The sequence below is a fragment of the Micromonospora sp. RL09-050-HVF-A genome (assembly GCF_019374995.1).
Classification (GTDB): Bacteria; Actinomycetota; Actinomycetes; order Mycobacteriales; family Micromonosporaceae; genus Micromonospora; species Micromonospora antibiotica.
On sequence record NZ_JAGKQP010000002.1, the window covers coordinates 1065001 to 1090418 of the forward strand.

General features: G+C 72.7%; 19 protein-coding genes and 1 rRNA gene (1 of these 20 running past the window's edge). 11 read left to right on the forward strand and 9 right to left on the reverse strand.

Annotation, left to right across the window (positions count from 1 at the left end):
- A 16S ribosomal RNA gene (locus tag J7462_RS04990) occupies window positions 1–193 on the reverse strand; it reaches 1322 nt to the left of the window's first position.
- Between the two features lie 946 nt (window positions 194–1139).
- On the opposite strand from J7462_RS04990, the gene J7462_RS04995 reads away from it, so the two are divergent.
- The gene (locus J7462_RS04995) at window positions 1140–2489 is read left to right on the forward strand and encodes a DivIVA domain-containing protein (protein WP_219462199.1); all 1350 of its coding nucleotides are present in this window, start codon (window positions 1140–1142) and stop codon (window positions 2487–2489) included.
- A 240-nt stretch (window positions 2490–2729) separates the two neighbouring features.
- Window positions 2730–3476: a cyclopropane-fatty-acyl-phospholipid synthase family protein gene (locus tag J7462_RS05000; protein WP_219462201.1), complete on the forward strand. Its 747-nt coding sequence runs from the start codon at window positions 2730–2732 to the stop codon at window positions 3474–3476.
- A gap of 59 nt (window positions 3477–3535) precedes the next feature.
- Here J7462_RS05000 and J7462_RS05005 read toward each other — a convergent pair whose 3' ends face one another.
- Window positions 3536–4306, reverse strand: a complete 771-nt coding sequence (locus J7462_RS05005; RefSeq protein ID WP_219462204.1) for a nucleotidyltransferase domain-containing protein — start codon at window positions 4304–4306, stop codon at window positions 3536–3538.
- Between the two features lie 117 nt (window positions 4307–4423).
- On the opposite strand from J7462_RS05005, the gene J7462_RS05010 reads away from it, so the two are divergent.
- Both J7462_RS05010 and J7462_RS05015 read left to right on the forward strand, forming a co-directional pair.
- Window positions 4424–5395: a helix-turn-helix transcriptional regulator gene (locus tag J7462_RS05010; RefSeq protein ID WP_219462206.1), complete on the forward strand. Its 972-nt coding sequence runs from the start codon at window positions 4424–4426 to the stop codon at window positions 5393–5395.
- A 236-nt stretch (window positions 5396–5631) separates the two neighbouring features.
- Window positions 5632–6582, forward strand: coding sequence for an alpha/beta fold hydrolase (locus tag J7462_RS05015; RefSeq protein ID WP_219462208.1), 951 nt, complete (start codon window positions 5632–5634; stop codon window positions 6580–6582).
- Here J7462_RS05015 and fxsT read toward each other — a convergent pair.
- The 6 genes from fxsT to J7462_RS05045 form a co-directional block, all read right to left on the reverse strand.
- The gene (gene fxsT, locus J7462_RS05020; RefSeq protein ID WP_219462210.1) at window positions 6576–10484 is read right to left on the reverse strand and encodes an FxSxx-COOH system tetratricopeptide repeat protein; all 3909 of its coding nucleotides are present in this window, start codon (window positions 10482–10484) and stop codon (window positions 6576–6578) included. The genes J7462_RS05015 and fxsT overlap by 7 nt on opposite strands.
- A 2-nt stretch (window positions 10485–10486) precedes the next feature.
- Window positions 10487–11647: a TIR-like protein FxsC gene (locus J7462_RS05025; protein ID WP_219462212.1), complete on the reverse strand. Its 1161-nt coding sequence runs from the start codon at window positions 11645–11647 to the stop codon at window positions 10487–10489.
- Window positions 11634–12314, reverse strand: a complete 681-nt coding sequence (locus tag J7462_RS05030) for a TIR-like protein FxsC (protein WP_208570628.1) — start codon at window positions 12312–12314, stop codon at window positions 11634–11636. Before J7462_RS05030 ends, J7462_RS05025 begins: the two co-directional genes overlap by 14 nt.
- 213 nt (window positions 12315–12527) lie before the next feature.
- A complete protein-coding gene (locus J7462_RS05035) occupies window positions 12528–14807 on the reverse strand; it encodes an FxsB family cyclophane-forming radical SAM/SPASM peptide maturase (RefSeq protein WP_219462213.1) in 2280 nt (759 codons plus the stop codon).
- A gap of 16 nt (window positions 14808–14823) precedes the next feature.
- The gene (locus tag J7462_RS05040) at window positions 14824–14997 is read right to left on the reverse strand and encodes a hypothetical protein (protein ID WP_219462215.1); all 174 of its coding nucleotides are present in this window, start codon (window positions 14995–14997) and stop codon (window positions 14824–14826) included.
- 96 nt (window positions 14998–15093) lie between these two features.
- Complete coding sequence (locus J7462_RS05045; RefSeq protein ID WP_308290752.1) at window positions 15094–15996, reverse strand: DUF4231 domain-containing protein; 903 nt, start codon at window positions 15994–15996, stop codon at window positions 15094–15096.
- A 653-nt stretch (window positions 15997–16649) separates the two neighbouring features.
- Between J7462_RS05045 and J7462_RS05050 the strand changes: the two genes are divergently transcribed.
- The 7 genes from J7462_RS05050 to J7462_RS05080 all read left to right on the forward strand — a co-directional run bounded on the left by J7462_RS05050 (window position 16650) and on the right by J7462_RS05080 (window position 24043).
- Complete coding sequence (locus J7462_RS05050; RefSeq protein WP_308290753.1) at window positions 16650–18509, forward strand: M4 family metallopeptidase; 1860 nt, start codon at window positions 16650–16652, stop codon at window positions 18507–18509.
- A 353-nt stretch (window positions 18510–18862) separates the two neighbouring features.
- Window positions 18863–19288 (forward strand): helix-turn-helix domain-containing protein, encoded by a 426-nt coding sequence (locus J7462_RS05055; RefSeq protein ID WP_219462217.1) that lies wholly within the window; start codon window positions 18863–18865, stop codon window positions 19286–19288.
- 166 nt (window positions 19289–19454) lie between these two features.
- Window positions 19455–20213 carry a molybdate ABC transporter substrate-binding protein gene (gene modA, locus J7462_RS05060; RefSeq protein ID WP_255598174.1) on the forward strand — a complete coding sequence of 253 codons (759 nt, stop codon included), beginning with the start codon at window positions 19455–19457 and terminating at the stop codon, window positions 20211–20213.
- Window positions 20210–21019 (forward strand): molybdate ABC transporter permease subunit, encoded by an 810-nt coding sequence (gene modB, locus J7462_RS05065; protein WP_219462226.1) that lies wholly within the window; start codon window positions 20210–20212, stop codon window positions 21017–21019. The genes modA and modB overlap by 4 nt, the downstream gene beginning before the upstream one ends.
- A complete protein-coding gene (locus J7462_RS05070) occupies window positions 21016–22077 on the forward strand; it encodes an ABC transporter ATP-binding protein (RefSeq protein ID WP_219462228.1) in 1062 nt (353 codons plus the stop codon). The genes modB and J7462_RS05070 overlap by 4 nt, the downstream gene beginning before the upstream one ends.
- Window positions 22078–22298: 221 nt before the next feature.
- Window positions 22299–22748 carry a CBS domain-containing protein gene (locus tag J7462_RS05075; protein ID WP_219462230.1) on the forward strand — a complete coding sequence of 150 codons (450 nt, stop codon included), beginning with the start codon at window positions 22299–22301 and terminating at the stop codon, window positions 22746–22748.
- Complete coding sequence (locus tag J7462_RS05080; RefSeq protein WP_219462232.1) at window positions 22745–24043, forward strand: SLC13 family permease; 1299 nt, start codon at window positions 22745–22747, stop codon at window positions 24041–24043. The genes J7462_RS05075 and J7462_RS05080 overlap by 4 nt, the downstream gene beginning before the upstream one ends.
- Here J7462_RS05080 and J7462_RS05085 read toward each other — a convergent pair.
- Complete coding sequence (locus J7462_RS05085; RefSeq protein WP_374197562.1) at window positions 24025–25314, reverse strand: cation:proton antiporter; 1290 nt, start codon at window positions 25312–25314, stop codon at window positions 24025–24027. The genes J7462_RS05080 and J7462_RS05085 overlap by 19 nt on opposite strands.
- Window positions 25315–25418 lie beyond the last annotated feature (104 nt).

The window sequence follows — 25418 nt, forward strand, 5'->3', positions numbered from 1 at the left end:
CCACCATGCGACAAGAGGTAATATTCGGTATTAGCCCCCGTTTCCGAGGGTTATCCCAAAGCCTAGGGCAGGTTGCTCACGTGTTACTCACCCGTTCGCCGCTCGAGTACCCCGAAGGGCCTTTCCGCTCGACTTGCATGTGTTAAGCACGCCGCCAGCGTTCGTCCTGAGCCAGGATCAAACTCTCCAACAAAAACCTGTTGAACAGCATCCTGACAACAAACAAATGTTGCCAAAGGAATCCCCACCAAACAAACCCGAAAGTCTGCCCAGCACGGGGTATAAATCATAATTGGCACTGGCTTATCAAGCACCCTGTTGAGTTCTCAAAGAACAACCACACACCACCCGAAAGCCCCGACCAACAGGACCCCCGACCTGGGGTATCTCGTTCACCGTGTCCAGCGCTTCCGCGCCAGGCACTTTTACTACGTTACCCGGTGGTATCCGCCGTGTCAAACCGCTCTGTCACGATCAACACCACATCAACCACAATTCCACACACCACGAAACCCCGGCTCACACCGGAAACCCCGCGATTGTCGACAAGCCGGCCGCTGCGGTCTCCCGCACGCTCGCCCGGTGCCCTGCCGGTTGTTCACCCTACTCGACTGCTCTCTGCCCACCAAATCGACCCACGGTCGATCGGGAGGCATTCCTGAGATCAGTGGTCGCGCTCCGGCCTTCGGGGCTTTCACCCCGGTGCGTCCGTTCCGCGCTGACAGAGAGAAAGTTACGCGCTCGCCGAGTTGACCGTCAAATCCAGCCGGTGCGTTCCCGGCCACACCCCCGGTCACCTGCGGCCGGGTGCCCCGACACCACCCGGGACGGCCGGCGGGACTCCACTGGTGACCCGCGCTGAGCTGCGGAAAGTCCACGGGGACGAGGCCAGGTGGGCCGAATGGACAAAACCCGGTGCGCACGGTGGACGCACCGGCCAGGGCAACCCCCGGACACCGGTGGACCCGACCGGAACGCGACCGTGCGGACGAGCGGCCGTCCCCGCCCGGATCGGTGCGTGGACCGCGCTCGGGGCCCGGTCACCCGCGGCACCGGTCGCCGGTAGTGTTTCGCCCCGTCGTGGCCCGCGGAGTCGCCCACGCGGACCTGGATCGCCGAGGAGTACGGAGGTTGGCTCTATGTCCACCGGGGAGGAGTCGTACGCGTCGCGTGACGACGGGACGTCACGGCCGAGCTTCGAGCTCGCGTTGCGGGGCTACGACAAGCGGCAGGTGGACCGCTACGTCGAGCAGATGGACGGGGCACTGTCGACGCTGACCGCCGACCGGGCCCGGGCCGCCGGCCAGATCCAGGGGCTGACCACGCACATCCAACGGTTGCAGGCGGAGCTGACCGAGTTGCGCCAACGGCCGGCCCAGGTGGACCGGGCGTCCTTCCGTGATCTCGGCCCGATGGTGGACCAGATCCTCGCCCTGGCCGAGAAGCAGGCTGCGGTGATCACCGACTCGGCCACCCAGCGGGCGAACCAGCTCCAGGGCGAGGCGGAGAAGACGCTGGTCGACGCCCGGGACCGGACCGCGCAGGCGCTGCGGGACCTGGAGGAGGAGTTGACCGCCCGGCGCGAGGAGCAGGACAAGGCGTACGAGCAGCGCCGGTCGACGGCTGACGCCGAGCTGGCCGAGGTCCGGGAGCGGGCCGAGAAGCTGCGGGCCGAAGGGGAAGCCGCCCACGAGCGGGCCCAGCAGGAGGCGAAGCGGATCAGCGAACAGACCGCCAAGCAGATCACCCAGACCCGGGCCGCCGCCGAGGCGTTGACCAAGGCCGCCCGGACCCAGATCCAGCAGGAGATCCAGGCGGCCCGGACCCAGAGCCAGCAGGAGCTGGCGCAGTGGCAGGCCACCGTGGAGCGGGAGGTCGGCGAGCGACGCGCCGCCGTCGAGCAGGAACTGGGCGAGCAGCGGGCGGCGGCGGAGCGGGAGCTGACCAACCAGCACAGCGCCGCCGAGCAGCAGATCGCCGCGCTGATCGCCGAGGCGCAGCAGTACGCCACGGAGGTCCGGCAGCGGGCCGACGAGCAGGCCAGCAGCCACCAGGAGCAACTGACCACGGTGCAGCGGGAGATCGCCGAGCGGCAGAAGGCCCTCACCGAGGTACAGGGTGAGCTGGACACGGCCCGTGCGCAATTGGCTGAGATCCAGCAGGAGGGCGACACCGTCGAGCGGGAGTTGGTGCGTACCCGACAGCTGTTGGAGGAGGTCCGACGCGACCTGACCACGGAGAACCGACGGTTGGACGAGGCCCGGCAGGCCGCCGAGAGTGTGGAGCGGCACGCCAAGGACGTGCGGGCCCGGGTGCAGCGGGAGGCCAAGCGGGTCGCCGACCTGGCTGCCGCCGCCGTGATGGCGGCTGCCGCCGGGGGCGGTGAGACCGCCGAGTATCCGACGGTGGCGGCCCGGCCGGCTGCGGAGCCAGCTGCCGACGCAGCGGTCAGCGAGCCGCCGGCCGACCGGGTGCCGACCAACGTCTGAGAGGTGGCGGGCGACCCGGGATGACATCGCTGGGCTCCGGTGGTGTCCCGCAGGCAGCCATGGCCCTGGAACTGCCCGGTGGCGGGCCGCCCGGGGCGAAATCACTGGGCTCCGGGCCGGTCGGGACGTAGCCTGACGGCCCGTCACCACGTCCCCCGATCGAGGTGTTTTCCGTGCCCGTGCTCCGCGTGCCGACCGTCCGCTCCCCGCGCCCGTTGCCGCACCCCTGGAGTCACCGACATGGACCTCGATCGTAGTTTCGTCATCCGCGAAGGCGACCTTCGCATCCTCAACCCGTTCGACGACGACAAGCTCGCCGCCCTGGGCCGGGCGATCCGGCTCCGCCCCGACGACACCCTGCTCGACCTGTGCAGCGGCAAGGGTGAACTGCTGTGCACCTGGTCCCGTACACACGGGGTCCGGGGCACCGGTGTCGACCTCAGCACCGTGTTCACGGCCGCCGCCCGGCGCCGTGCGGTCGAACTCGCCGTGGCCGACCGGGTCCGTTTCGTGCACGACGACGCCGCCGGGTACGTCCATCCCGAGAAGGTGGACGTGGCCGCCTGCGTCGGTGCCACCTGGATCGGTGGGGGCGTCGTCGGCACCATCGACATCCTGGCCAGGGCGCTGCGGCCCGGTGGGATGCTGCTGGTCGGGGAGCCGTACTGGCGGCGGGAACCGCCGGACCAGGAGACCGTCGCCGCGTGTCACGCCACCGCCCGGGACGACTTCGACGACCTGCCCGGGTTGATTCGCCGGGTCCAGGCGCACGGGTGGGACGTGGTCGAGATGGTCCTCGCCGACCAGGACAGCTGGGACCGGTACGCCGCGGCGCACTGGCTCACCCTGCGCCGCTGGCTGGACGCCCATCCGGACGACGACCTCGCCGAGGGGTTCCGGCAGGAGTTGACCGAGGACCCGGTCCGGCACGTGCGGTACCGGCGGGAGTACCTGGGGTGGGGGGTCTTCGCCCTGCTGCGGCGGTGACCACGGCGGTGGCGGCCCGACGTCGAGCGTCGGGCCGCGACCGGTGCCGCGGTGACCGGTCAGCCGGCGGTGATATCGGCCAGGATCTGCTGCTGGAAGGCGCGGGCTTCGGCGGCGGTCGGCGGTGGGCCGCCGTCGCGGGCGCGGACACAGCGGCGTAGCAGCTCCGGTTCGCGGCCGAGGGCGATCACCCGGTGGCCGGCGGCGGCCTTCGACAGCCAGGCGCCGTCACGGATCCGGACCAGGGCGCGGCAGGCGGCCAGGACCGCGTCCTCGACGCCGGGGGTGGGGCCGTCGCCGGGCGGGGCGGGCCGGGCCAGCCACCACCGCAGCGCCGCCACCAGCAACTGTCGCAGGTCACCCGGAGCCAGCTCGGCGAAGACCTCACCGGCTGGCGGCCCGGCCAACGGCAACCCCCGCTGGTGCAGGATGCTGCGGTCCAGGCCGTACCAGAAGTGGCCGTCGGCGGCGGGCCGGTCGGCCGGCGTGAAGGTGACCCGCGACGACATCCGCGCCCCGGTGTTGAGTTCCACCTCGAAACCGGGCTCCGGGGCGCCCGAGGCGGCCACCTCCCGCGAGTAGGTCACCAGTTCCAGGCCGCGCGCCGGGCAGGGCAGCGTCTCGTGCCGCAGCCGGTCCACCAGGGCCTGGCTGGTCCGTCGGGGCAGGGGGCCCCGGCAGACCAGCGCCACGTCGACGTCGCTGCGGCCGGGCCGGTAGGCGCCCAGCGCCACCGAACCGGCCGCGTAGGCACCGACCAGCTCCGGTCCGAGCACGTCCCGCGCACTGGTGACCAGGTCGGCGAGGTAGCGGCGTACGGCGGGATCCATGGTGGTCATCCTGCCCGCTGCCGGGGGGACCGGCGGCGGCGGAGTCGGTCGGCGGGCACCCCTGGCGCGGATGCCGTCGGTGGGACAGACTTGAGGCCCGACACCGAGGACGGGGGCATGGGCGGTTCCACACAGGACGATGCGGCGGCGGAATTCGTGCGGGAACTGGCCCACTGGCGACGCCAGCGGGGATTGTCCAAGAAGGAGCTGGCCGAGCGCACCGGCTTCGACCCGTCGTACGTCAGTCACATCGAGAACGGGCGGCACCAGCCCACCGAGGAGTTCGCCCGTCGGGTCGAGCTGGTGCTGGACAGCGGCAACCGGATCTGGCAGCAGTACGTCGCCTTCGCCGACGCCCGGGGGTCGGGGGGACGCCGCTCGGCACTCGGCCCGACCGCAGTGCCGCCGCCGGCCGGCTCGCACCTGGTGATCGAGGACGAGCAGGCCATGCTCTCCCTGGTGGACGGGGTGTACGAGTGCCGGTTCCGCCGGGTGCTGCACAGCGTGGGCACCGAGCCGATCACCCGGCACACCGTGCAGATCGACATCGACCGGTTCCCCGAGGATCCGGCCCGGTCCGCTCTTTTCCACAGCCACCACCCGCTCACCATCGACGAGGTGGCTTTCCGGGCGACCATCGGCACCGAGCAGGCCGAACCGATGCGGTGGCGGGTGAGTCGCAGCCGGGACGCCTTTCTCAAGATCGTGTTGTTGCTGGACGGTGGGGGCACCCCGATGCCGCTCTACCCCGGGCAGCGCACCGTCGTCGACTACGCCTACCGGGTGCCGGCGTGGAAGTTCGGTGACTGGTTGCAGCGTGACATCCGGCTACCCACCCGCAACCTGGTGATCCGGCTCGACTTTCCGGTCGAGACCGGCCCGACGGTCTGGGGCTCCGAGACCTCGTTCACCTCGGAGTCGACCGTCGAGGTGCACCCGGACCGCCGGGAGGGGCAGGGGCGGGTCGCGTACCGGTGGGTGGTGTCCCGGCCCCGACTGCGCGCGCAGTACCGGGTCGACTGGCGTTACGCCGACCCGCGTGCCGCGCTGGTCGACGCGCCGACGGATATCCGACCGTTGGCCTGCTGAGCACCGCCGCCGGGGCGCCCGGCGGCGCGGGCGGGCGGAGGCCGCCCGCAAGGCCGGCCCGTCCTGGCCGACAGGTGTCGCTTCCGACAGATCCGGCCTGTTGTCGGGCTCGGCATAGCGGTGCGGCGGGCTCGACCGTTAGGCTCGAAGGCTGAGCGGAGCCGACGGAAACCATCGTAGCTGCTCGATGCAAATCGCGAGTAACGGCTGGTAGTGGCACTGGAAGGCAGGCTGCAGTGACCCGAGAAGGTGAGCCTGGGCCGCGATACGCCCACCGTGCGGACAACAAGCGGGTGGCGTACGAGGAGTCCGGTGCTCCCGACGGGTTCCCCGTCTTCCTGATGCACGGCACACCCGGCAGCCGGCGGGGGCCGAAGCCCCGGGGCATCGTGCTCTATCGGATGGGGATCCGGTTGATCGCCTACGACCGCCCCGGATACGGCGACTCCGACCGGTTCGAGGGTCGGGACGTGGCCGACGCCGCGCGGGACGTGGAAGCCATCGCCGACCAGCTCCGGCTCGGCCGGTTCGCGGTGGCCGGCCGCTCCGGGGGCGGGCCGCACGCGCTGGCCTGTGCCGCCGACGAGCGCCTACGCGGCCGGGTGAGCCGGGTGGCGGTGCTGGTCAGTTTCGCGCCGTCGGAGGCCATCGGGCTGGACTGGTTCGACGGCATGAACCGCGACAACCAGCGCGGCTTCGGTGACGGTCGGCACGACACCGAGATCGTGGTCGAGGAGATCCGCCAGCGCGCCGCCCGGGCCGCCGAGGACCCCCGGTTCCTGCTGCGGGAGCTGATGACCCAGATGGGGCCACCGGACCGCCGGGCGATCAACGACGCGGCACTGCGCGGGATCATCTTCGACACCTACCAGGAGGCGTTGCGGGCCGGCCCGTACGGCTGGATCGACGACGTGCTGGCGCTGCGCCGCGACTGGAAGTTCGACCTCGACGCGATCGACACCACGGTCACCCCGGTACGCCTGTGGCACGGCGAGGAGGACACCTTCGCGCCGGCCAGCCACGGCCGGTGGCTGGCCGCCCGGATCCCCGGGGCCGAGATCGAGGTGCAGCCCGGCGCGGCCCACTTCGACGCCATGCAGCAGCTCCCGCGCATGCTGCGCTGGCTCGTCGACGGGCAGGCCCCGACGGGCACCGACGTGCTCATCGGGGCCCGACCCGGTCAGTAGGGGTGCGGGTCGAGGACCCGACGCACGTACCGTCCGGCGCGCAGCACCACCACACTCGGGTGTTCCTGCCCGATCCGGTCGGCGAGCCGGTCGGCCAGTCGCATCCGTCCGATGCTGACCGTCCCTCCGGTAGCCGCCTGTCGGGCCGTCTCCAGGTTGCCCAGGCTGCGCAGGGTGTCCGGGTGGTCGACGCCCAACGCCGCCGTCAACCGGTCCACCACCGCCTGCAACCGGGCGAAGCCCTCCTCGTCCTGGCCGGTGAGGATGGCGAAGACGGCGAGGTTGTTGTCCGCGCCCATGCTGAACGGATGCTCGGGCCCCAGCACCTCCCGTAGCCCGTCCGCCGCGGACACGGTGAGCGCGTACGCCTCGTCCTGCTCACCGATGTCCCACAGCGCCACCCCCCGGTTCAGTTCACACACCAGCGTGTAGGGGTGCCGCGCCCCGAACACCTCAGCGAGCGTCTGCTGCACCTCCTCCAGCTCCGCGCGGGCCTGCGCCCCGTCCCCCTCGAGCATCAGGTTGGCCGTCCGGCTCAACCGGCTGAGCAGGGTGTCCGGGTTGGTCGCCCCCAGGGTGGCCCGCAGCCGCGTGTAGGCGTCGTCGAGCAGCCGGCCGGCTTCGGCGATCCGGCCGGTGCTGCGCAGCGACGTGGCGAGGTTGGCCTGGCTGATCAGCAGCTCCCGGAACTGGTCGCCGAACAGCCGCCGGTAGCCCTCGATCACGTCCTGCAGCAGGGTCACCGAACCCTGGTAGTCGCCGGTCTCCCGCAGGTCGCGCGCGTAGTTGCCAGCTGAGAGCAGGGTGCGTGGGTGGTCGGGGCCGAGCACCACCCGCAGCCGACGGTAGGTGGCCTCGTCGAGGTCCAGGGCCCGGGTGAAGTCGCCGGCCAACCGGTGGGAGGCGGCCAGGTTGTTGGCCGCGTTGAGGGTCCGCCGGTGGTCCTCGCCGAACACCTCCACGCAGGCCCCGTGGGTACGCAGGTCGCGCTCCAGGGCCGGCCGGTAACGGCCGAGGGCCCGAAGGTCCGCCGCGTACCCCCCGGCGGTCATCAGGGTGTAGGGGTGGCTCTGGCCGATCAGCTCCTCCTGCTGGTGCAGGGTGTCCTCGTCGAGCGCCAGGGCCTGCTCGAAGCGGCCGAGGCTGCGCAGCAGGTTGGCCCGGTTGAAGCGCAGGTTGAGCAGTTGCACGCGCAGCGCCCGGTGCGCGCCGGTATCCGGGGAGAGCCCATCGAGCATCGTCGTCCAGGTCGTGTCCACCTCCCGGGCGTACTGCGCGCCCTGCGCGAAACCGCCGTTGAGGAAGATGTACCGGACCCGGTCGATGACCAACTGCCGGACGGTGTCGTCGTGACAGGAGACCGCGTCCGAGCCGTCCAGGTGCGGCCACAGGTGCCGGTACCGGACCTGGAAGACCGGGTCGTCCACCTCACCCGAGGGGCGGGAACCGGCGAGGATGCGGTGCACGTCGTGTTTGACCTCGGCCAGTTCCCGCTCGGACATCCGGGCCCGCAGCGCCGCCTGGAGCAGTCGGTGGATCTGCACCCGCTGGGCGTGCAGGTCCACCTTGATCAGGGCGAGCCGGTTGATCCGTTGGACCAGCGCCGCGGCGATGTCGCGTTCCGAGACCCGGTCGGTGACCTGCGCGGCGACCGACGGGTCGTGCGGGGCGATGACCTTCGCCACCTGGTCGCTGAAGAGCAGGTCGAGGGCGATGTCGGGGGCCAGCACCGAACCGAGTTGCAGCAGCCGGTAGGCGCCCGGGGACTGCTCCCGCAGGCCCTCCAACGACCGGCCCCACACGTCGCTGTCCGGGCCGGTACGCGCCAGGCCCGCCAGGTAGGTGGCGACCGAGTCGGGGCTCTCCGCGAGCCATGCCCCGGCCAGCGCCACCAGGATCGGGACGTCCTCCACCGCCTCGGCGACCTGCTGCGCCTCGGCGGCCGTCATGCCGCGACGGCCGGTACGACCGATCAGGTGGTTGACGCTCTCGCCCCGTTGGAAGGCTTCCACGTCGACCGCCCGCGCCAGGTCGCCCCAGTCCGGGTTACGGGTGGTCACCAGCACGTGCCCCTCGCCCTGGGGGAGGAAGTCCTTGACGTGGTCGTACTGGTCGACGTTGTCGAAGACGACCAGCCAGCGCAGCGGCGGCTCGTCGGCACCCCGGCCGCCGCCGTGGCTGAGCCAGTCCCGGACCGCCCGGGTGTTGTCCGGCACGTGCTGCAGGTCCGGCAGGTTGAGCCGCCGCCCCAGGTCGGCGAAGCGGACGTCGATGAACTGCGCCGGGTCCGCGTCCACCCACCACACGACGTCGTACGCGCCGTGGAAGCGGTAGGCGTACTCGGTGGCGACCTGCGTCTTGCCGATGCCCGCGCCACCGCGCAGCGCCACCGGGACGCGTTCGCGCGCCGCCGTCTTCAGCTCCTCCCGCAGGGCCAGCAGCAGGCCCTCCCGGCCGGTGAAGCGGACGTTGCGCGCCGGGGCGTAGAAGACCATCGGCTCGACGGCCGGGTAGCGGGTCGCCGGCACCGGCCGGTTCCGCCCGTCGACGGACCGCCCGACCAGTTCCCACACCTGCTCGGCGGCGGCCGAGACGCCGCGCTCGTGCACGGTGGCCCAGCTTCCCGGCGGGGTGTCCACCGACGGGGTGGTGTCGTCCAGATGCAACGCGAGCACGGGAGAACCCGCCTGCCGGGCGGCCCCGCCGAACGCCCGGCGGGCGGCGAGGTAGGACCGGGAGACCAGGTGCAGCTCACGCGAGGGCGTGCCGGCCGGCACCGACGCCGGGACACCCAGCGGGGTGGCCAACACCCGCAGGTCGACCGCGTGCAACGTGGACTGCACCCACTCCGCCCACGCCTGGTCCTCCGGCACGTACCGCAGCACGATCAACTCGTCGACGATCACCGGTTTGCGTTCGAAACGCTGGATCGTCTGCCGGCGCAGCCCGTCGTCCATCCGGGGCAGCCCGGTGACCGCACCACCGGTGATGTGCCGGGTCAACGCCTCGTACGCCGACAGCAGGCCCCGGCTGCCCGGCACGTCGCCGAAGGTCGCCAGGGTCTCCTCGTACGCGTAGTAGGCCCGGTAGGGCACCTCGACGGAGAGCCAGTAGTCCTGCCGTTCCAGGTCGGTCATGCCGCTGGGCAACCCGACGAACCGCTGCATGGCCAGCGCCCGGCCGGCGTCGGTCTTGGTCTTCTCCCCCTCGTCGACGCGCATCGGCACCGGCAGCACCCGGCGGGCCCGTCGCCCCTCGTAGCTGCGGACCCGGGCGGCGACCGTGGCGGCGCCGTCGATGCCCTGGTCGCTGAGGGTGAAGCAGTCGACCAGCAGGTCCGGCAGGTGGATGGTGCAGATCTCGGCGACGTCGCTGATGCCGGTGCGGCTGTCGATCAGGGCGTAGTCGTAGTGCCGCTTCATGTCCGCGCGCAGCGCGTCGAAGAACTGCGCCCCGCCGAGCCGGTTGTAGAAGTTCTCCCAGTTGAGTCCGGTGACGCTGGTCGCGTAGTCGGGGTTGTGCCGGCCGGCGAGCAGCAGGTCCAGGGTGCCGCCGCCGGGGAACTCCCAGCCCACCGAGAAGGCGTACTTGTGGACCCGGGCGTACTGCCGGTGCCAGTCGCCGGGGCGGGTGTCGACGCCCTCCTGCCGGCGGCGGGCGTTCTCCCACTCGTACTCCAGGATCAGGTCCATCACCCCGCCGGTGGAGGCGACCTGCTCCGGGTCGAGGAACGGTGCGAAGAACCGGTGCAGGCCGGGGGATTCCAGGTCCCAGTCGGCGACGAGCACCCGGTGGCCGTTCGCGGCGAGGATCCAGGCGGTGTTCGCCAACGCCATCGTGCGCCCGGTGCCGCCCTTGTACGAGTAGAAGGTGACGACCTGGCCGTCGTGGGGTGGAGTCATCGTCATGCCTTCCCTCGCCGTACGTCGAACGGTCCGGTCGCCCCCAGGGTCGGCTTCGGGTCGTGCGGGCCCTGCGGCGGATCGACCGGACCGTGCCGGAGGAACTGTTTACGCGCCTCGGTGACCAGCAGCGGGGCGCAGCGCTCAAACTCGTCGATGGTGCGCACCGGCAGCACCCAGGGGAACCGGGCGTCCTGCAAACTACCGGCGATCGCCTCGGGCGTCGGCTCGCCACGCGCGTGGTCGGCGGCGATGACGAGCGGGACCGCCCACCGCGGCAACCCGTCGAGTGCGGACCGGGCGGCGGCCACCCCGACGCCGGCGTCGACCAGCACTACCGCCGGGCTGCTGGCGGCCCGGTCCCGGGCCTCGGCCAGCTCGACGACCCGGGTGGGCAGGCCCAGCCGTTCCGCGGTCGCGGCCACGTAGTCGGCGACGGCCAGTTGGTGCTGGTCGCCGTAGGGCCGCCAGCGCGCCCGGTCGGCGGTGAGGGTGGTGACCACGAGCGCGGCGCCCGGCCCGTCGGGGACCGGGCTGCTGGTCAGCGTCGTCGCCCGGGACGGGGCCAGCGGCTCGTTCTCGGTCACCGTGACGATCCGGTCGGCCAACGCACCGAGCAGGGTGCGGTACTGGGTGCGGTAGGCGCTCAGCTTGCACAAAGCCCGCAGCCCGTTGTCGGCGTAGTCGGCGCGGTCGCCGGGGTCACCCACCAGGTCCAACGCCTGGACGGTCTCGGGACGGTCCCCCCAGGACGGCAGCGGCATCCAGAGCACCGGCAGCACGTGCCGCTCGGCCCGGCCGGCCGCCAGCCGGACCAGCCGGCTGCGGAAGGAGTCGCGTTCACCGAGCGCCCAGGCGTTGCGGAAGTAGTTCGGTGAGTAGAGGGGCACGAAGACGTGGGCGAGGCTCAACGCGTTGGTCAGCGTCCGCCTCAGGTCGACGCCGGGGCTGACCTGGCCGTCGAAGAATCCCGCGTCGAGCGGGCCGAGCCGGGTGGCGCGTTCCCGCACCGCGTCGGCGAGTTGGTGGAAGAACTGGCTGACCCAGTAGTCGGTGTCCGGCCGGGCGGCGTCGGACAGCGGGACGGAGTGCGCATAGCTGAGGAAGAAGTAGGTCTCCTGCCCGACGACGCCCGCCGGGGAGGAGGGGTCAGGCCAGGTCATGCCCGTCCTCCTCGAACTGGTCGGGCAGCTGCCGCAGATCGGTCGGCACCGCCGCCTCGACCCAGTGCGTGCGGTACGCGCGGGCGACCCGCTGGGCCAGTCGCCAGACCACCGCGTCGTAGGCGTCCTTGCCGTTGCTGCCGAGGCTGAGCAGTCCGTAGATGCCCTCCTCGTGATATTGCGGGGCGATGTCCGAGGGTAACCGGGTGGGGGTGAACATCTGCCGCTGCGACACGGGTGGGGGCATCCGCCGACGTTCCACCACCGACCAGTTGACGGGGATGACCGGGGTCTCCCCCGCCGACGGTTCGGCGTCCGGGCGGGGTACGACCCGCCGCCGGGTGAAGGCGTTCCACTCCCGGGCGCACCACGCGCTGCGCAGGTACTGCGGTGAGATCAGCGGGATGAACACCTGGCAGTGCCCGGCGGCGAAGGCCAGGTCGTCGGTCCACAGCTGTCCCCCGTCGAGCATCCGGTCCATGAAACCCGCCGTTCGTCCGGGGCCCAGGCCGAGCAGCTCGACGACGTGGTCGGAGAGGTCGACGAAGAGCTGGAAGACCTTCTGGTTGGTGTCCCGTGGGGGTGCCGCCACCCGGTTGCCGGTACGGGCGTAGCTGAGGAAGAACACGGGGGCGCTCTCGTCCTCCCGGAACTGTTCCTCCGCCACCTACCGCTCCCGCCCGGCGCCGCCACTCCCGACCGACCACAGTATCGATCGCCGCCAACTCCGCGCTGTCCCGTTCCTGCCGGTCGGGGTCCGGCGGCGTCGGCGACGGGCATCCGGGCCGGGGTCGGCCGGCACCCGGGCCGGTCCGTGGCCGGCGCACCGGGTCGCGACGCTGCGCACCACGACGATCCCCGCCGGCCGCTCCGGCGGGGGTCACCGCCAGTCGTCCAGGGTGGCACGCATCCGCTGGACGAAGCGCTGGCCGTCGGCGGTGAGGCTGCCCAGGTCGAGCAGCGCGTCGACCGTGCCGTCGGTCCATTCCCGGTAGCGCCGGTGGTGCGCCACCGCCTCGGCCCCGGGGCGGTGCCGCCACACGTCGGCGACGGCGAGGTGGGCGTAGACGCCGTGCAACGCGCCCTCCACCGGGCGCGGGTCGTCGCGCCAGGGCACCCGCAGCCGCCGGGCGTCGGCGGGGTCGAACAGGTCGCAGACGTCGAGGATCGCGTCGAGCTTGAGGTGCTGCACCTCGTGGACGAGCAGCACCGCCAGTGCGGCGGCGTCGACCGTCGGGGTGACGGCGACCGCGCCGAACGCGGACCGGGCGGCGGCGCTGCGGGACCGGCCGGACGGGTCGGGTCGCAGCGGCACCACGGCGCGCAGCAGGGCACGGACGCCGGTGGCGTAGCCGACGGCCTCGGCGTCGAGGCGGTGCACCGCCTGCCGGACCTGCGTCGTCCACCGGTCGGCGACCGCCGGGGTGAGCCGGGCCGCCACCGGCAGGTCGAAGCAGTCCCGGTACGGGTCGGTGTCCTCCAGGAGGATGGTCCCGTCGCCGGTGTACGCCGTCCGGGTCGGCTGCCACCGGTCCGGGTTCGGCCCCCGCAGTGGACGGACCCGGATCCGACGCCGGCCGGCCCGCAGCTCGACCGATCCGGCGCAGATGGCGACAGCGATAGTGTCGACGGGGGTGTCCACGACGAGCGTGCCGAGCGTCGGCAGGTGCACCGCGCCGGCCCGTACCGGCAGCACGAGGTCGGTGTCGACGCCGGCACGGACCGCTGCTGCGGCGGCGACGGCGGCGAGGTGGGGCAGCTCACCGGTCTCCCCGGCCCGGCACCGCTGGGCCCACCGCCGCACGAAGGGGTGGGTCAGGACGGTCTGGACGGCCTCGGGCGCGGCCACGTCCAGGTCCACCAGGAGCCGCCACCCGGCTGCCGCGACCGGGTCGGCGGTGGCGGCGGGGCTGAGCGCGACCGTCAGGGCGCGGGCGATGCCGTGGTGCACGGCGGCGAGCTGACCCATCGACTCCACACCGCCCCGCCCGGAGCCGAGGTCGTCCAGGACGGCGGACGGCAGCGCGTCGGCCGACCGGTCCGGCACCGGGCCGGCGGGCGTCGTGGTCGCGCGGACCAGCGCGGCCAGGTCGGCACAGTAGACGGACGGGTTGTCGAAGCCGCTGCCGGAGCGGTACCGGTGGGCGAAGAGGCCACCGCCGCACCGGCGTACCAACGGGCAGGACCGGCAGGTGGCGCAGAGGCCGGCCAGGCCGGTCTGCCGCACCGCGATGCCGGGATGGGCGGCCGCCTCGTCGACCGGGTGGCGGAACACGTCCAGGCCGGTGGCGGCCGCGCCGTGGAAGGCGGACTTGAGCGAGTCGACCTGTTCGAAGGTGCCGTCGGTCTCCACCACCACCAGATCGGCCGGGGCGAGCCCGACGGCCTCGGTGCTGGTGCTGCCCCCGGCGGCGGTGGCCAGCAGGGACTCCAGCAACCGGATCGGCACCGGTCGCCCGTCGGCCAGCCAACGCCGGTGGATCGTCAGCAGCCAGTCCGCGTAGGGGGTGGCCGCGCCGTCGGGGCGGGTGGGCGGCCGGTCCCAGTTGGCGTGCGGCAGCAGGAAGTCGATCCGGGGTGGTTGCTCGGCGAGCAGCGCCTGGTAGACCCGGAGCGGATCGTTGGCCAGGTCGACGGTGCACAGCAGGCCGGCGTAGGCGCTGCGGTAGTCGGGGCGGCGCAGCAGGGCCAGCCCCCGGCGCACCTGGTCGTAACTGCTCGCACCGGTGGCGTAGCGGCGGTGCCGGTCGTTGGCCGAACGGTCGCCGTCCAGGGAGACGCCGACCCGGATCTCGTGGGCGACGAGGACGTCGGCGATCTCGGGGGTGAGCAGCACCCCGTTGGACTGCATCCGCAGGTCGAGCCGGGCCACCGGGGTGATGGTCCGGCGCAGGGTGTCGGCGGTGGCGGCGAGCCGGGCCGCGCCGGCGAGTAGCGGCTCTCCGCCGTGCAGGACCACCCGGACGGTGCCGAGCCGGTGGTCGGCGGCGTGTTCGGCGATCCGCCGCGCGGTGGCCTCGACCGTGTCGGGCGTCATCAACCGGGGCTGACGACGCCACGACTGGTCGGGGTGTTCGTAGACGTAGCAGTGGTCACAGGACAGGTCGCATCGGCTGGTCAGCTTGAGGACGTACTGGCTGAGCGGGGCGACCGGAGGCACGGGCGGGTCGACCAGGTCAGACCGTCGAGCCGAAGGAGGCGACGTCGACCCGGGTCGGGTGGGCCGCCCGGCGGTCGTCGATGCGGGCCACGGCGACGGCCCGGTCGACCGGGATCTGGCCGAGTGGCGTACGCCGCACGTCGCTCATCGGCGCCGGGAACGGATCGGGCAGGCGTTGGGTGCGGTCCACGTGGGGCCCCATTTCGTGTCGGGAGTGGACGGAGGTCCGTCCACGTCGACGGCCAATCACAGATATCGATGATGCTATCCGCCACAGCGCGTCATGTCACTGCTGCGCAGCGCCATCTTCCTCGATCATCTTGGCCATCCAGGCGGCGTTGGACTGGGCGATGATCCGCTCGGCCTCGGCCACGAGCGCGTCGTCGTCGGTCCAGCCCAGGCCGGCCGCGCGGGTCGTCCGCAACCGGGTCAACTGGTCGGCCGTCCGGGCGTACTCCAGGTGCTGCTGCTCGAAACGCTGGGCCGCCCCGTAGCCGACCAGCGCCGTGGTGACCACCGCGGCCACCCCCACCCAGGCGGTCAGGCCCCACCCGTCACCCAGCACCCCGGCGGCGGCGGAGAGCAGTGCGGCCAGCACGGTCAGCCCGGTCGCGGCCCGGCCGATGCGCGCGGCGGACCGGCCGGCCCGCCGGGCGGCCGGCAGGTAGTAGCCCTCGACCTGCCGCTGCACCCGTTCGACGAGGTAGCTCGGCACGTCGGAGACGGGCGGTAGCGGACGCCGCCTGGCCGCGACGTCGAGGGTGTGCCCGACCAGGTCGCCGCCGTCGGCCAGGAGCAGGTCGTGGCGGCGCAGCAGGACGGCGTCGGCATCGGCGTCGGCGTACGGGGCGACGCGGGCGAGGTAGCGGTGCAGTTCCGCCTTCATCGCCTCGGAGGTCGCGCGGAACCGGGTCCAGGCCGCCACCGCGTCCCGGGAGGCCGCGCGGCCGGCCACCGGCACCAGCAGCAGCGACGTGGCGGCGACGAGTGCCAGCACCCGCCCGGCGGTGGGCGCGGGCTCGGCCAGTCGGGCCGCCGCGGTGCCGGCGACGGCGGCGGTGACGGTGAACGCGGCGACCAGCCGTCGTCCCCTGGTGATCCGTCGCTTGGCCCGTTGGGCGGCCTGCGACCAGATGCCCTGTCCCCGCCACACCTCGGCGGCGGCGAGAGTTCCGTCGATGTCCGGCACGCCCCGAATGGTAGGTGACCCGCGCATCCGACTCGTGCCCGCTGGGCCGAGCACGACGGACATGACGACGTTGTCGTACTGCTGGTCGACCGGGTGTATGCGCATCGGCCGCGCGTTCCGGCGAAAACGATCAACTGGGGCGGCCGACCGGACAGGATCCGGAGAGGACGACCTGTTCAGGGCGGGGTGCATGACGGTCGTTCATCGAGCGGCAACAGTCGTACCGACGACAGTGTCCGATGGTTGCCCCGGTCAACCCATTGATATGGGTGCCTACCCGTGTGATCGTGCCTCCAGTGGTCGCCAACCCCCGGCGACCTGCGACGGACAGTCACCCCCACCGGGCCGCCGGCAGCCCGGAGACCGCCCGACGCAACCACGCCTCAGCGCAGCATCGGCGCGCGACCCCACCGGGTCTCGCAGCGCCGCCCGAGAACAGGAGCACCCCCCTTGAAGCTCTCACCCCGCCTCGTCGCGCTCTCCGGCGCGGTCGCGGCCGGCCTGATCGCCGCGGGCACCACCGCAGCGGTACAGGCCGCGCCCTCCCACCCCGCCCCGACCCCGCCCAGGCCCGCGCCGCCGCCGTCGGCGCAGCCGGCTCGCTGGTCGCCAGCCGCCCCGGTTACCTGCACGCCAGCGCCGACGACGCGTTCGTGCAGCGGCCGGTCATCTCCTCCGAGGGCATGCAGTACGTGCCGTACGAACGCACCTACCGGGGCCTGCCCGTGGTCGGCGGCGACTTCGTCCTGGCGACCACCGCCACCGGGGAGGTCACCTACGCCTCCGTCGCCCAGCAGCAGAGCATCGGCGACCTGTCGACCACACCGAAGCTCACCACCACGGCGGCCGAGCGGATCGCCCGCGCCCAACTGCGCAAGGTCACCGGTGTCGAGGGCACCACGCTGGTCGTGCACACCCTCGGCGCCCGGCCCGCGCTGGCCTGGGAGACCACCGTCACCGGCACCGGCACGGACGGCCCCAGCCGGCTGACCGTCGACGTGGACGCCGTCACCGGCGCGGTGCTGGGCACCCAGGAACACGTCGTCCGGGGCACCGGCACCGGGGCGTGGAACGGCCCGGTCACCCTGACCACCACCCAGTCCGGCAGCACCTACTCGCTGAAGGACCCGGGCACCACCAACCTGAGCTGCCAGGACGCCGCGAACAACACCACCTTCTCCGGCCCGGACGACGTCTGGGGCAACGGCACCGGCACCAGCAAGGAGACCGGCTGCGTCGACGCGCTGTTCTCGGCGCAGACCGAGCACAAGATGCTGTCGCAGTGGCTGGGGCGCAACGGCGCGAACGGCAGCGGCGGCGCGTGGCCCATCCGGGTCGGCCTCAACGACCGGAACGCCTACTACGACGGCAGCCAGGTGCAGATCGGCAAGAACACCGCCGGGCAGTGGATCGGCTCGCTCGACGTGGTGGCCCACGAGATCGGCCACGGCATCGACGACACCACCCCCGGCGGCATCTCCCGGGGCAACACCCAGGAGTTCGTCGCCGACACCTTCGGCGCGGCCACCGAGTGGTTCGCCAACGAGCCGGCCAGCTACGACGCGCCGGACTTCCTCGTCGGCGAGAAGATCAACCTGGTCGGCAGCGGGCCGATCCGCAACATGTACAACCCGTCCGCGCTCGGCGACGCCAACTGCTACTCCAGCAGCATCCCGAGCCAGGAGGTGCACGCGGCGGCCGGCCCCGGCAACCACTGGTTCTACCTGCTGGCCATGGGCAGCAACCCGACCAACGGGCAGCCGACCAGCCCGACCTGCAACAGCAGCACGGTGACCGGTCTGGGCATCCAGAAGGCCATCAAGATCATGTACAACGCGATGCTGCTCAAGACGACCACCTCGTCGTACCTGAAGTACCGCACCTGGACGTTGCAGGCCGCCAAGACCCTCTACCCGGGCAGCTGCACCGAGTTCAACACGGTCAAGGCCGCCTGGGACGCGGTGAGCGTGCCCGCCCAGTCCGCCGACCCGACCTGCACCGGCGGCACCCCGACGCCCACCCCGACGGCGACCTCCACCCCGACGCCGACCCCGACCTCGGGCGGCTGCTCGGGCCAGAAACTGACCAACCCCGGCTTCGAGTCCGGCGGCACCGGCTGGACCGCCACCTCGGGCGTGATCACCTCGTCGGCCAGCCAGGCCGCGCACGGTGGCTCGTACAAGGCGTGGCTCAACGGGTACGGCTCGACCCACACCGACACCGTCACCCAGTCGGTGAGCATCCCGGCCGGTTGCCGGGCCACCCTGTCCTTCTGGCTGCACATCGACACGGCCGAGTCGGGCAGCACGGCGTACGACAAGCTGACCGTCAAGGCCGGCAGCACCACCCTGGCGACGTACTCCAACGTCAACGCCGCCAGCGGCTACGTGCAGCGCAGCTTCGACGTGTCGGCGTCGGCCGGCAGCACCGTCACCATCTCGTTCAGCGGGGTGGAGGACAGCAGCCTCCAGACGTCCTTCGTGGTGGACGACACCGCGCTTACCCTGAGCTGACCCCACACTGCCGGCAGCGGCCGGTCGTCGCACCCGCGACGGCCGGCCGTCGGCGTGTCGGCCCCCACCCGGCAGTCCGCGACGTGTCTGCCCGGTCGCGGCGACACCTGCGGCGGCCCACGATCCGGCTCGCTGATCTCCGATCGCCTCGTTCGCCCGACCCCGCCCGGCCCGGCACGGCGAACCGCTCTCCGGCCTCCGGGGCGGAGCCCACCGAGGTCGAGCTGGCCGCCGCCGTCACGGCCGCCTGCCACAGCCGGCCGCACATGCGACGATAGGACGGCATCGCACTTGGCTTCTACTAGTGATACGACCGCCTTCCGCCGGTAACTGCGAGTGGCTAGGGTGACCGGGTGAGCGTGTTTCGGATCAGTGAGGCCGCCGAGCTGCTCGGCGTCAGCGCCGACACCGTGCGGCGCTGGGTCGACGCCGGCCGGCTCCCCGCCCACCGGGACGCCCACGGGCACCGGCTCGTCGACGGCGTGGAGCTGGCCGCCTTCGTCCGCACCCAGTCCGCCGGCCCGGACGAGGGGGCCGAGTTCTCCTCGGCCCGCAACCGGCTGCGCGGGATCGTCACCGCCGTCGTCCGGGACACCGTGATGGCCCAGGTCGACATCCAGGCCGGGCCGTTCCGGATCGTCTCGCTGATGAGCCGCGAGGCGGTCGACGAGCTGGGACTCCAGGTCGGCTCGGTGGCCGTCGCGGTGATCAAGTCGACCACCGTCGTGGTGGAGCGACCCGCGCCCACCGGTCCGGCCAGGGGAAGGATCCAGCCGTGACCCACCCCGCCGCCGGCCCGGCCCCCGCCACGCCACCGACGGCACCGCCACCGCCGGCCCTGCCAACGCCGGTCCCGCCGACGGCACTGCCGGGACCGGCCCGGCCGTTTGCTTGCACCGGCTCGGCGGCGGCGCGGTCGGCCGGCGGGTCCGCGCCGTCGTCGGCCTGCTCGCCACGGCCACCCTCGCCCTGGCCGGATGTGGCGTGGACCGCACCGGTCCGGCTGACGACGGCGGCCCGACCGGCACGGTGACCGTCTTCGCCGCCGCGTCGCTGACCGAGTCGTTCACCGCCCTCGGCCGACGGTTCGAGGCGGACCACCCGGGCAGCACGGTCACCTTCAACTTCGCCGGCAGCTCCGCGCTGGCCACCCAGATCACCCAGGGTGCGCCCGCCGACGTCTTCGCCTCCGCCGCCCCGAGGAACATGGCCACCGTCACCGACGCCGGCCACGCCGCCGGCACCCCCACCGTCTTCGCCCGTAACCAGCTGGTCATCGCCGTACCCGAGGGCAACCCGCAGCGGCTCGCCGGGCTGGCCGACCTCACCCGGCCCGGGCTGAAGGTCGCCCTCTGCGCCACCCAGGTGCCATGCGGGGCGGCGGCGACCACCGCCCTGGACCGGGCCGGCGTCCGGGTCACCCCGGTCACCCTCGAACAGGACGTCAAGGGCGCGCTGGCCAAGGTGAAGCTCGGCGAGGTCGACGCCGCCCTGGTCTACCGCACCGACGCCCGCGCGGCCGACCGGGAGATCGACGGTATCGATTTCCCCGAGGCCACGCGGGCCGTCAACGACTACCCGATCGTGGTGCTGGCCGACGCGCCGAACCCGACGGCCGCCCGCGCCTTCGTCGCGCTGGTCCGTTCCGCGGCCGGCCGGACGGTCCTCACCGACGCCGGGTTCCAGCCCCCGTCGGGCCCGTGACCGCCCCCGCCCGCCGACGCGGCACCGGTCAACGGGTGCCGGTCGCGCTGCTCGTACCAGCTGCGCTCGGGTTGCTGTTCCTGGTGCTGCCGCTGGGCGGCCTGCTGCTGCGCACCCCGTGGACGTCGCTGGGACCGCGCCTCACCGCGCCCGGCGTGCTCACCGCGCTGCGGTTGTCCGTCCAGTGCGCCACCCTCGCCACGCTGCTCTGCCTCGCGCTGGGCGTACCCCTGGCCTGGTTGTTGGCCCGGGTCGAGTTCCCCGGGCGGCGGTGGGTCCGGGCGCTGGTCACCGTGCCGCTGGTGCTGCCGCCGGTGGTCGGCGGGGTGGCCCTCCTGCTGGTCTTCGGCCGGCGTGGACCGGTCGGCGGCTGGCTCGACACCACCTTCGGCGTCACCCTGCCGTTCACCACCACCGGTGTGGTGCTCGCCGAGGCGTTCGTGGCGATGCCGTTCCTGATCATCGCGGTGGAGGGGGCGCTGCGCGGCGCCGACCACCGCTACGAGGAGGCCGCCGCCACCCTCGGCGCGGGCCGATGGACCACCTTCACCCGGGTCACCCTGCCGTTGGTCGCCCCCGGCGTCGCCGCCGGGGCGGTGCTGTGCTGGGCCCGCGCGCTCGGCGAGTTCGGCGCGACCATCACCTTCGCCGGCAACTATCCGGGCCGCACCCAGACCATGCCGCTCGCGGTCTACCTGGCCCTGGAGACCGACGTGGAGGCCGCCGTCGTGCTCAGCCTGGTGCTGCTGACCGTCTCGGTGCTGATCCTCGCCGGGCTGCGCGACCGGTGGATCACCGGCCCGTGACCGGCCCGCTGCTGGACGGGCACCTGGTCGTCGACCGGGCCGACTTCCGGCTGGACGTCCGGCTGCGCGTCGCCGCCGGTGAGGTGGTCGCGCTGCTCGGCCCGAACGGCGCCGGCAAGACCACCGCGCTGCGTACCCTCGCCGGGTTGCACCCGCTCAGCGCCGGGTGGCTGCGCCTGGACGGGGTGGAACTGGACCGCCCGGACGCGCGGCGGTTCGTGCGGCCCGAGCATCGACCGGTCGGCGTGGTGTTCCAGGACTACCTGCTCTTCCCGCACCTGACCGCCCGGGACAACGTCGCCTTCGGTCCCCGCCGGCAGGGGCTGCCCCGGCGGGCCGCCCGGGAGCGGGCCACCGACTGGCTGGACCGGGTCGGCCTGGCCGCGCACGCCGGACGCCGACCCCGGCAGCTCTCCGGTGGGCAGGCCCAGCGGGTCGCCCTGGCCCGGGCGCTCGCCGTGCAACCGACCCTGCTGCTGCTCGACGAGCCACTGGCCGCGCTCGACGCGCGCACCCGGCTGGACACCCGGGCCGAACTGCACCGCCACCTCACCGACCACGCCGGGGCGGCCGTGCTGGTCACCCACGATCCACTGGACGCGCTGGCACTGGCCGACCGGCTGGTCATCGTCGAGGACGGCCGGGTGGTCCAGGAGGGCGACGCCGGCACGGTCACCACCCGGCCGCGCACCGACTACGTGGCCCGGCTGGTCGGGCTCAACCTGCACCGGGGCCGGGCCGAGGGCCGGCTCGTCCACCTCGCCGACGGGTGCGCCGTGCCGACCACCGACCGGCTCGACGGCGACGCCTTCGTGGTCTTCCCGCCCACCGCCGTCACCCTGCACCCGGAGCGGCCCGAGGGCGACGCCCCGCACACCTGGCCGGCCACCGTCGCCGGGGTGCACCGGCACGGGGACCACCTGCGGGTGCAGCTCACCGGGCCGGTCAGCACCGTCGCCGACGTCACCCCGGTCGTCGCCGCCGGGCTGCGGCTCCTACCCGGGCAGCAGGTCTGGGCGAGCGTCCAGACCGCCGCGACGCGCGTCTACCCGGTCTGAGCGCCATCCCGGTCGGCGACCGTGCCCTCTCCCGCCGGGGCGTGCGACAGCGGGCCGGCACGGCGACGGGCGGTGCCCGGGAGAAGACCGGGCTTCGGCTTCTCGGGCGACATGCCGACTCCTGTCCACCGACGGATCTCGTACTAGGGTGACGGCAGGTGTGCCGGGAAGACTGGTCGGCGTGCGGTAGCCCATGCCCGAAACACCTTCGAGGAGTCGCCGTGCGCGCCAAGGACCTGGCGGTGCCGTTTCCCACGATCACCCTCGACGCCCCGGTGCTGGAGGCTGCCCGGCTGCTCGCCGGGCACAACCTACCCGGGCTGATCGTCGTCGACGCCGCCGGTCGTCCCGTCGCGGTGCTGCCCGGCACCCAGGTGCTGCGTCTGGTCATCCCTGGCTACTGCCGGGAGGATCCGACGCTGGCCCGGATGATCGACGAGCCGTCGGCGGATGTCTTCCTGCGTGGGGCGGAGGGTCGTTCCGTGGCTGAGCTGCTGCCCCATGAGCAGCCCGGACCGCCCGTGGTCGAACCGCAGGCCACCGTCCTGGAGGTCGCTGCGGTGATGGCCCAGAAACGCAGCCCACTGGTCGCGGTCGCGGCCCGGGGCGCGGCGGTGACGGGCGGCATCACCCTGGACGCCCTGCTCGACCGGATGCTGGGTACGGCGTGAGCGGCCTGGCCTGGACGGCGGTGGCCGTCTTCACCGTCGCGTACATGCTGATCGCCACCGAGAAGATCCACCGGGTGGCCGCCGCCCTCGGCGGCGCGGCGGTGATGTTCCTGATCGGGGCAACCGACACCGAACACGCCTTCTTCTCCGAGCGGTCCGGCATCGACTGGAACGTCATCTTCCTGCTCATCGGCATGATGCTCATCGTCGCGGTGCTCAAACGCACCGGTGCTTTCGAGTACGTCGCCGTGTGGGCGGCCAAGCGCGCCCAGGGGCGACCGTTTCGGGTGATGGTGATCCTGGTGCTGATCACCGCCGTCGCCTCGGCGGCCCTGGACAACGTCACCACCGTGCTGCTCATCGCCCCGGTGACCTTCCTGGTGTGTGAACGCCTGGACGTGCCGGCGGTGCCGTTCCTCATCGCCGAGGCGATGGCATCGAACATCGGCGGCACCTCCACCCTGGTCGGCGACCCGCCGAACATCATCATCGGCAGCCGGGGCGGGCTGAGCTACAACGACTTCCTGATCCACCTCGCCCCACTGGTGGTGCTGCTGCTGGTGGTCTTCCTGGGCCTGTGCCGGGTGCTGTTCCGGCGGGCTTTCCGCTACGACCCGACCCGTGCCGCGCAGATCGCCTCGCTGCGGGAGAAGGACGCGATCCGGGACCCTCGCCTGCTCATCCTCGGGCTGGCGGTACTCGGCGCGGTGACCGCCGCATTCGTCCTGCACACCACCCTGCACCTCGAACCGGCGGTGGTCGCCCTGCTCGGCGGGCTGCTGCTGCTCGCGTTGTCCCGCCTCGACGCCGGGGAGGTCAGCCGGGACGTGGAGTGGCCCACCCTGGTCTTCTTCGCCGGCCTGTTCATCATGGTCGGCGCGCTGGTCAACACCGGGGTGGTCGAGCAGATCTCCCGGGCCGCGATCGACGCCACCGCCGACCGGCTGCTGCCCGCCACGATGGTGCTGCTGTGGGGATCGGCCGCGTTGTCGGCGATCGTCGACAACATCCCCTACGTCGCCACCATGAGCCCGGTCGTCGCCGACATGGTCAACGCCAACGGCGACACCGCCCAGTCCCGGGTGCTCTGGTGGGCGTTGGCCCTCGGTGCCGACCTGGGTGGCAACGCCACCGCCGTCGGCGCCTCCGCCAACGTCGTGGTGCTGGGACTGGCCGAACGCGCCGGGCAGCGGATCACCTTCTGGCAGTTCACCCGGTACGGGCTGATCGTGACCCTGGTCACGGTGGGGCTGGCCGTGCCGTACCTGTGGCTGCGTTACTTCGTGCTGGCCTGAGCGTCGTCGGTGTCGCCGGTCCGGTCGGGCCCGTCTCCCGGTCCCGGCCGGGAGACGGGCGCGGGGCGGGCGGCCCGCCGCCACCGGTGCACCACCCCGTGCCACGCCGGTGCCTCCCGGGCCTCGTCGAAGGCGCGCGCCACCACCACGTCGGTGGAGGAGTGCGCCAGGATCGAGATGACGATGGTCAGCGCGACCAGGTGGAACACCTCGTCACCGGCGGCGATACCGGACTCCAGGACCAGCAGTCCGTAGACGACCGAGGCGAACCCCTTGGGCCCGAACCACATCGCGGCGGCCTGCTCGCGCAGGCTCAGCCCCGAGCGCAGGAAGGAGATCCACAACGCGAGCGGGCGGGCCACCACGATCGCCAGCACCGCGAAGAGCCAGCCGGCCCACGAGATCTCGCCGAGGAACTCCACCGAGATCAACGCGCCGAACACCAGCAGCGCGGCCAGCTTCAGCAACTCGGCGACGTTCTCCCCGAAGTGCTCGAACGCGGCCCGTTCCCGGGGCCCGAACGTGGCCACCGTGATGCCGGCGGCGAAAGCGGCCAGGAACAGGTTGCCGTGGGTGACCTTGCCCAGCGCCAGCACGAGCAGACCGATGGCGACCCCGTTGAGCGGCGCGTACGCCGCCGAAGCGGCGAACCACCGGGTCCGCTCCAACGCGATCGCCGCCAACGGCACCAGCACCCCGATCAGCAACCCCACCGCCAACTCGGTGCCCAACTCCCCCAGGTGCAGGTCGTCCGAGCCGGCCGCGACCGCGAGCAGCACCACCACGAACGGCAGCGCCAGGCCGTCGTTGACACCGGACTCGACGTTGAGCAGGTGCCGCAGCCGGGACGGTACCTTGTCGTTGCCGACCAGCGCGGCGGCGAACACCGGGTCGGTGGGGGCCAGGATCGCGCCGATCAGCAACGCCTCCGGCCAGTCCAGCCCGGCCACGTAGTGCGCCAGCACCGCCGTCACCAGCAGGGTCAGTGGCAGGCCCCAGCCCAGCGCGCGGCCCGGCAGCCGCCAGGCCGCGCGCAGATCGGCCCAGCCGACCCGCATCCCGTCGGTGAACAGCACCGCGAACAACGCCAGCTCGGCCAGTTGCGCCACGATCGGCGAGTCGGCCCGTAGGTGCAGCACCCCGCCGGTGTTCTCACCGAGCAGGAACCCGGCGACCAGGAACAGCGCCGCGGTGGACAGGATCGTCCGGTGGGCCAACGCGGAAACCAGCACTGCGGCGAGCAGGACGGCGGCGAAGCAGAGCAGCAGCACGGCGAGACCTTCCAGGGGCACGGACCAGCACGGTGCCGACCAGACTTCCCGGCGCTCCTCGGATCGCCGTGATCATAGCGACCGGGTGGGGGCACCGCTGCGAT

Bases quoted from the DNA above. Each gene is read 5' to 3' on its own strand.
- J7462_RS05010 (WP_219462206.1), top strand. From the start codon at position 4,424: ATGGGCGGTTCCACACAGGACGATGCGGCGGCGGAATTCGTGCGGGAA.
- fxsT (WP_219462210.1), bottom strand. From the start codon at position 10,484: ATGACTCCACCCCACGACGGCCAGGTCGTCACCTTCTACTCGTACAAG.
- J7462_RS05005 (WP_219462204.1), bottom strand. From the start codon at position 4,306: ATGGATCCCGCCGTACGCCGCTACCTCGCCGACCTGGTCACCAGTGCG.
- J7462_RS04995 (WP_219462199.1), top strand. From the start codon at position 1,140: ATGTCCACCGGGGAGGAGTCGTACGCGTCGCGTGACGACGGGACGTCA.
- J7462_RS05000 (WP_219462201.1), top strand. From the start codon at position 2,730: ATGGACCTCGATCGTAGTTTCGTCATCCGCGAAGGCGACCTTCGCATC.
- J7462_RS05025 (WP_219462212.1), bottom strand. From the start codon at position 11,647: ATGACCTGGCCTGACCCCTCCTCCCCGGCGGGCGTCGTCGGGCAGGAG.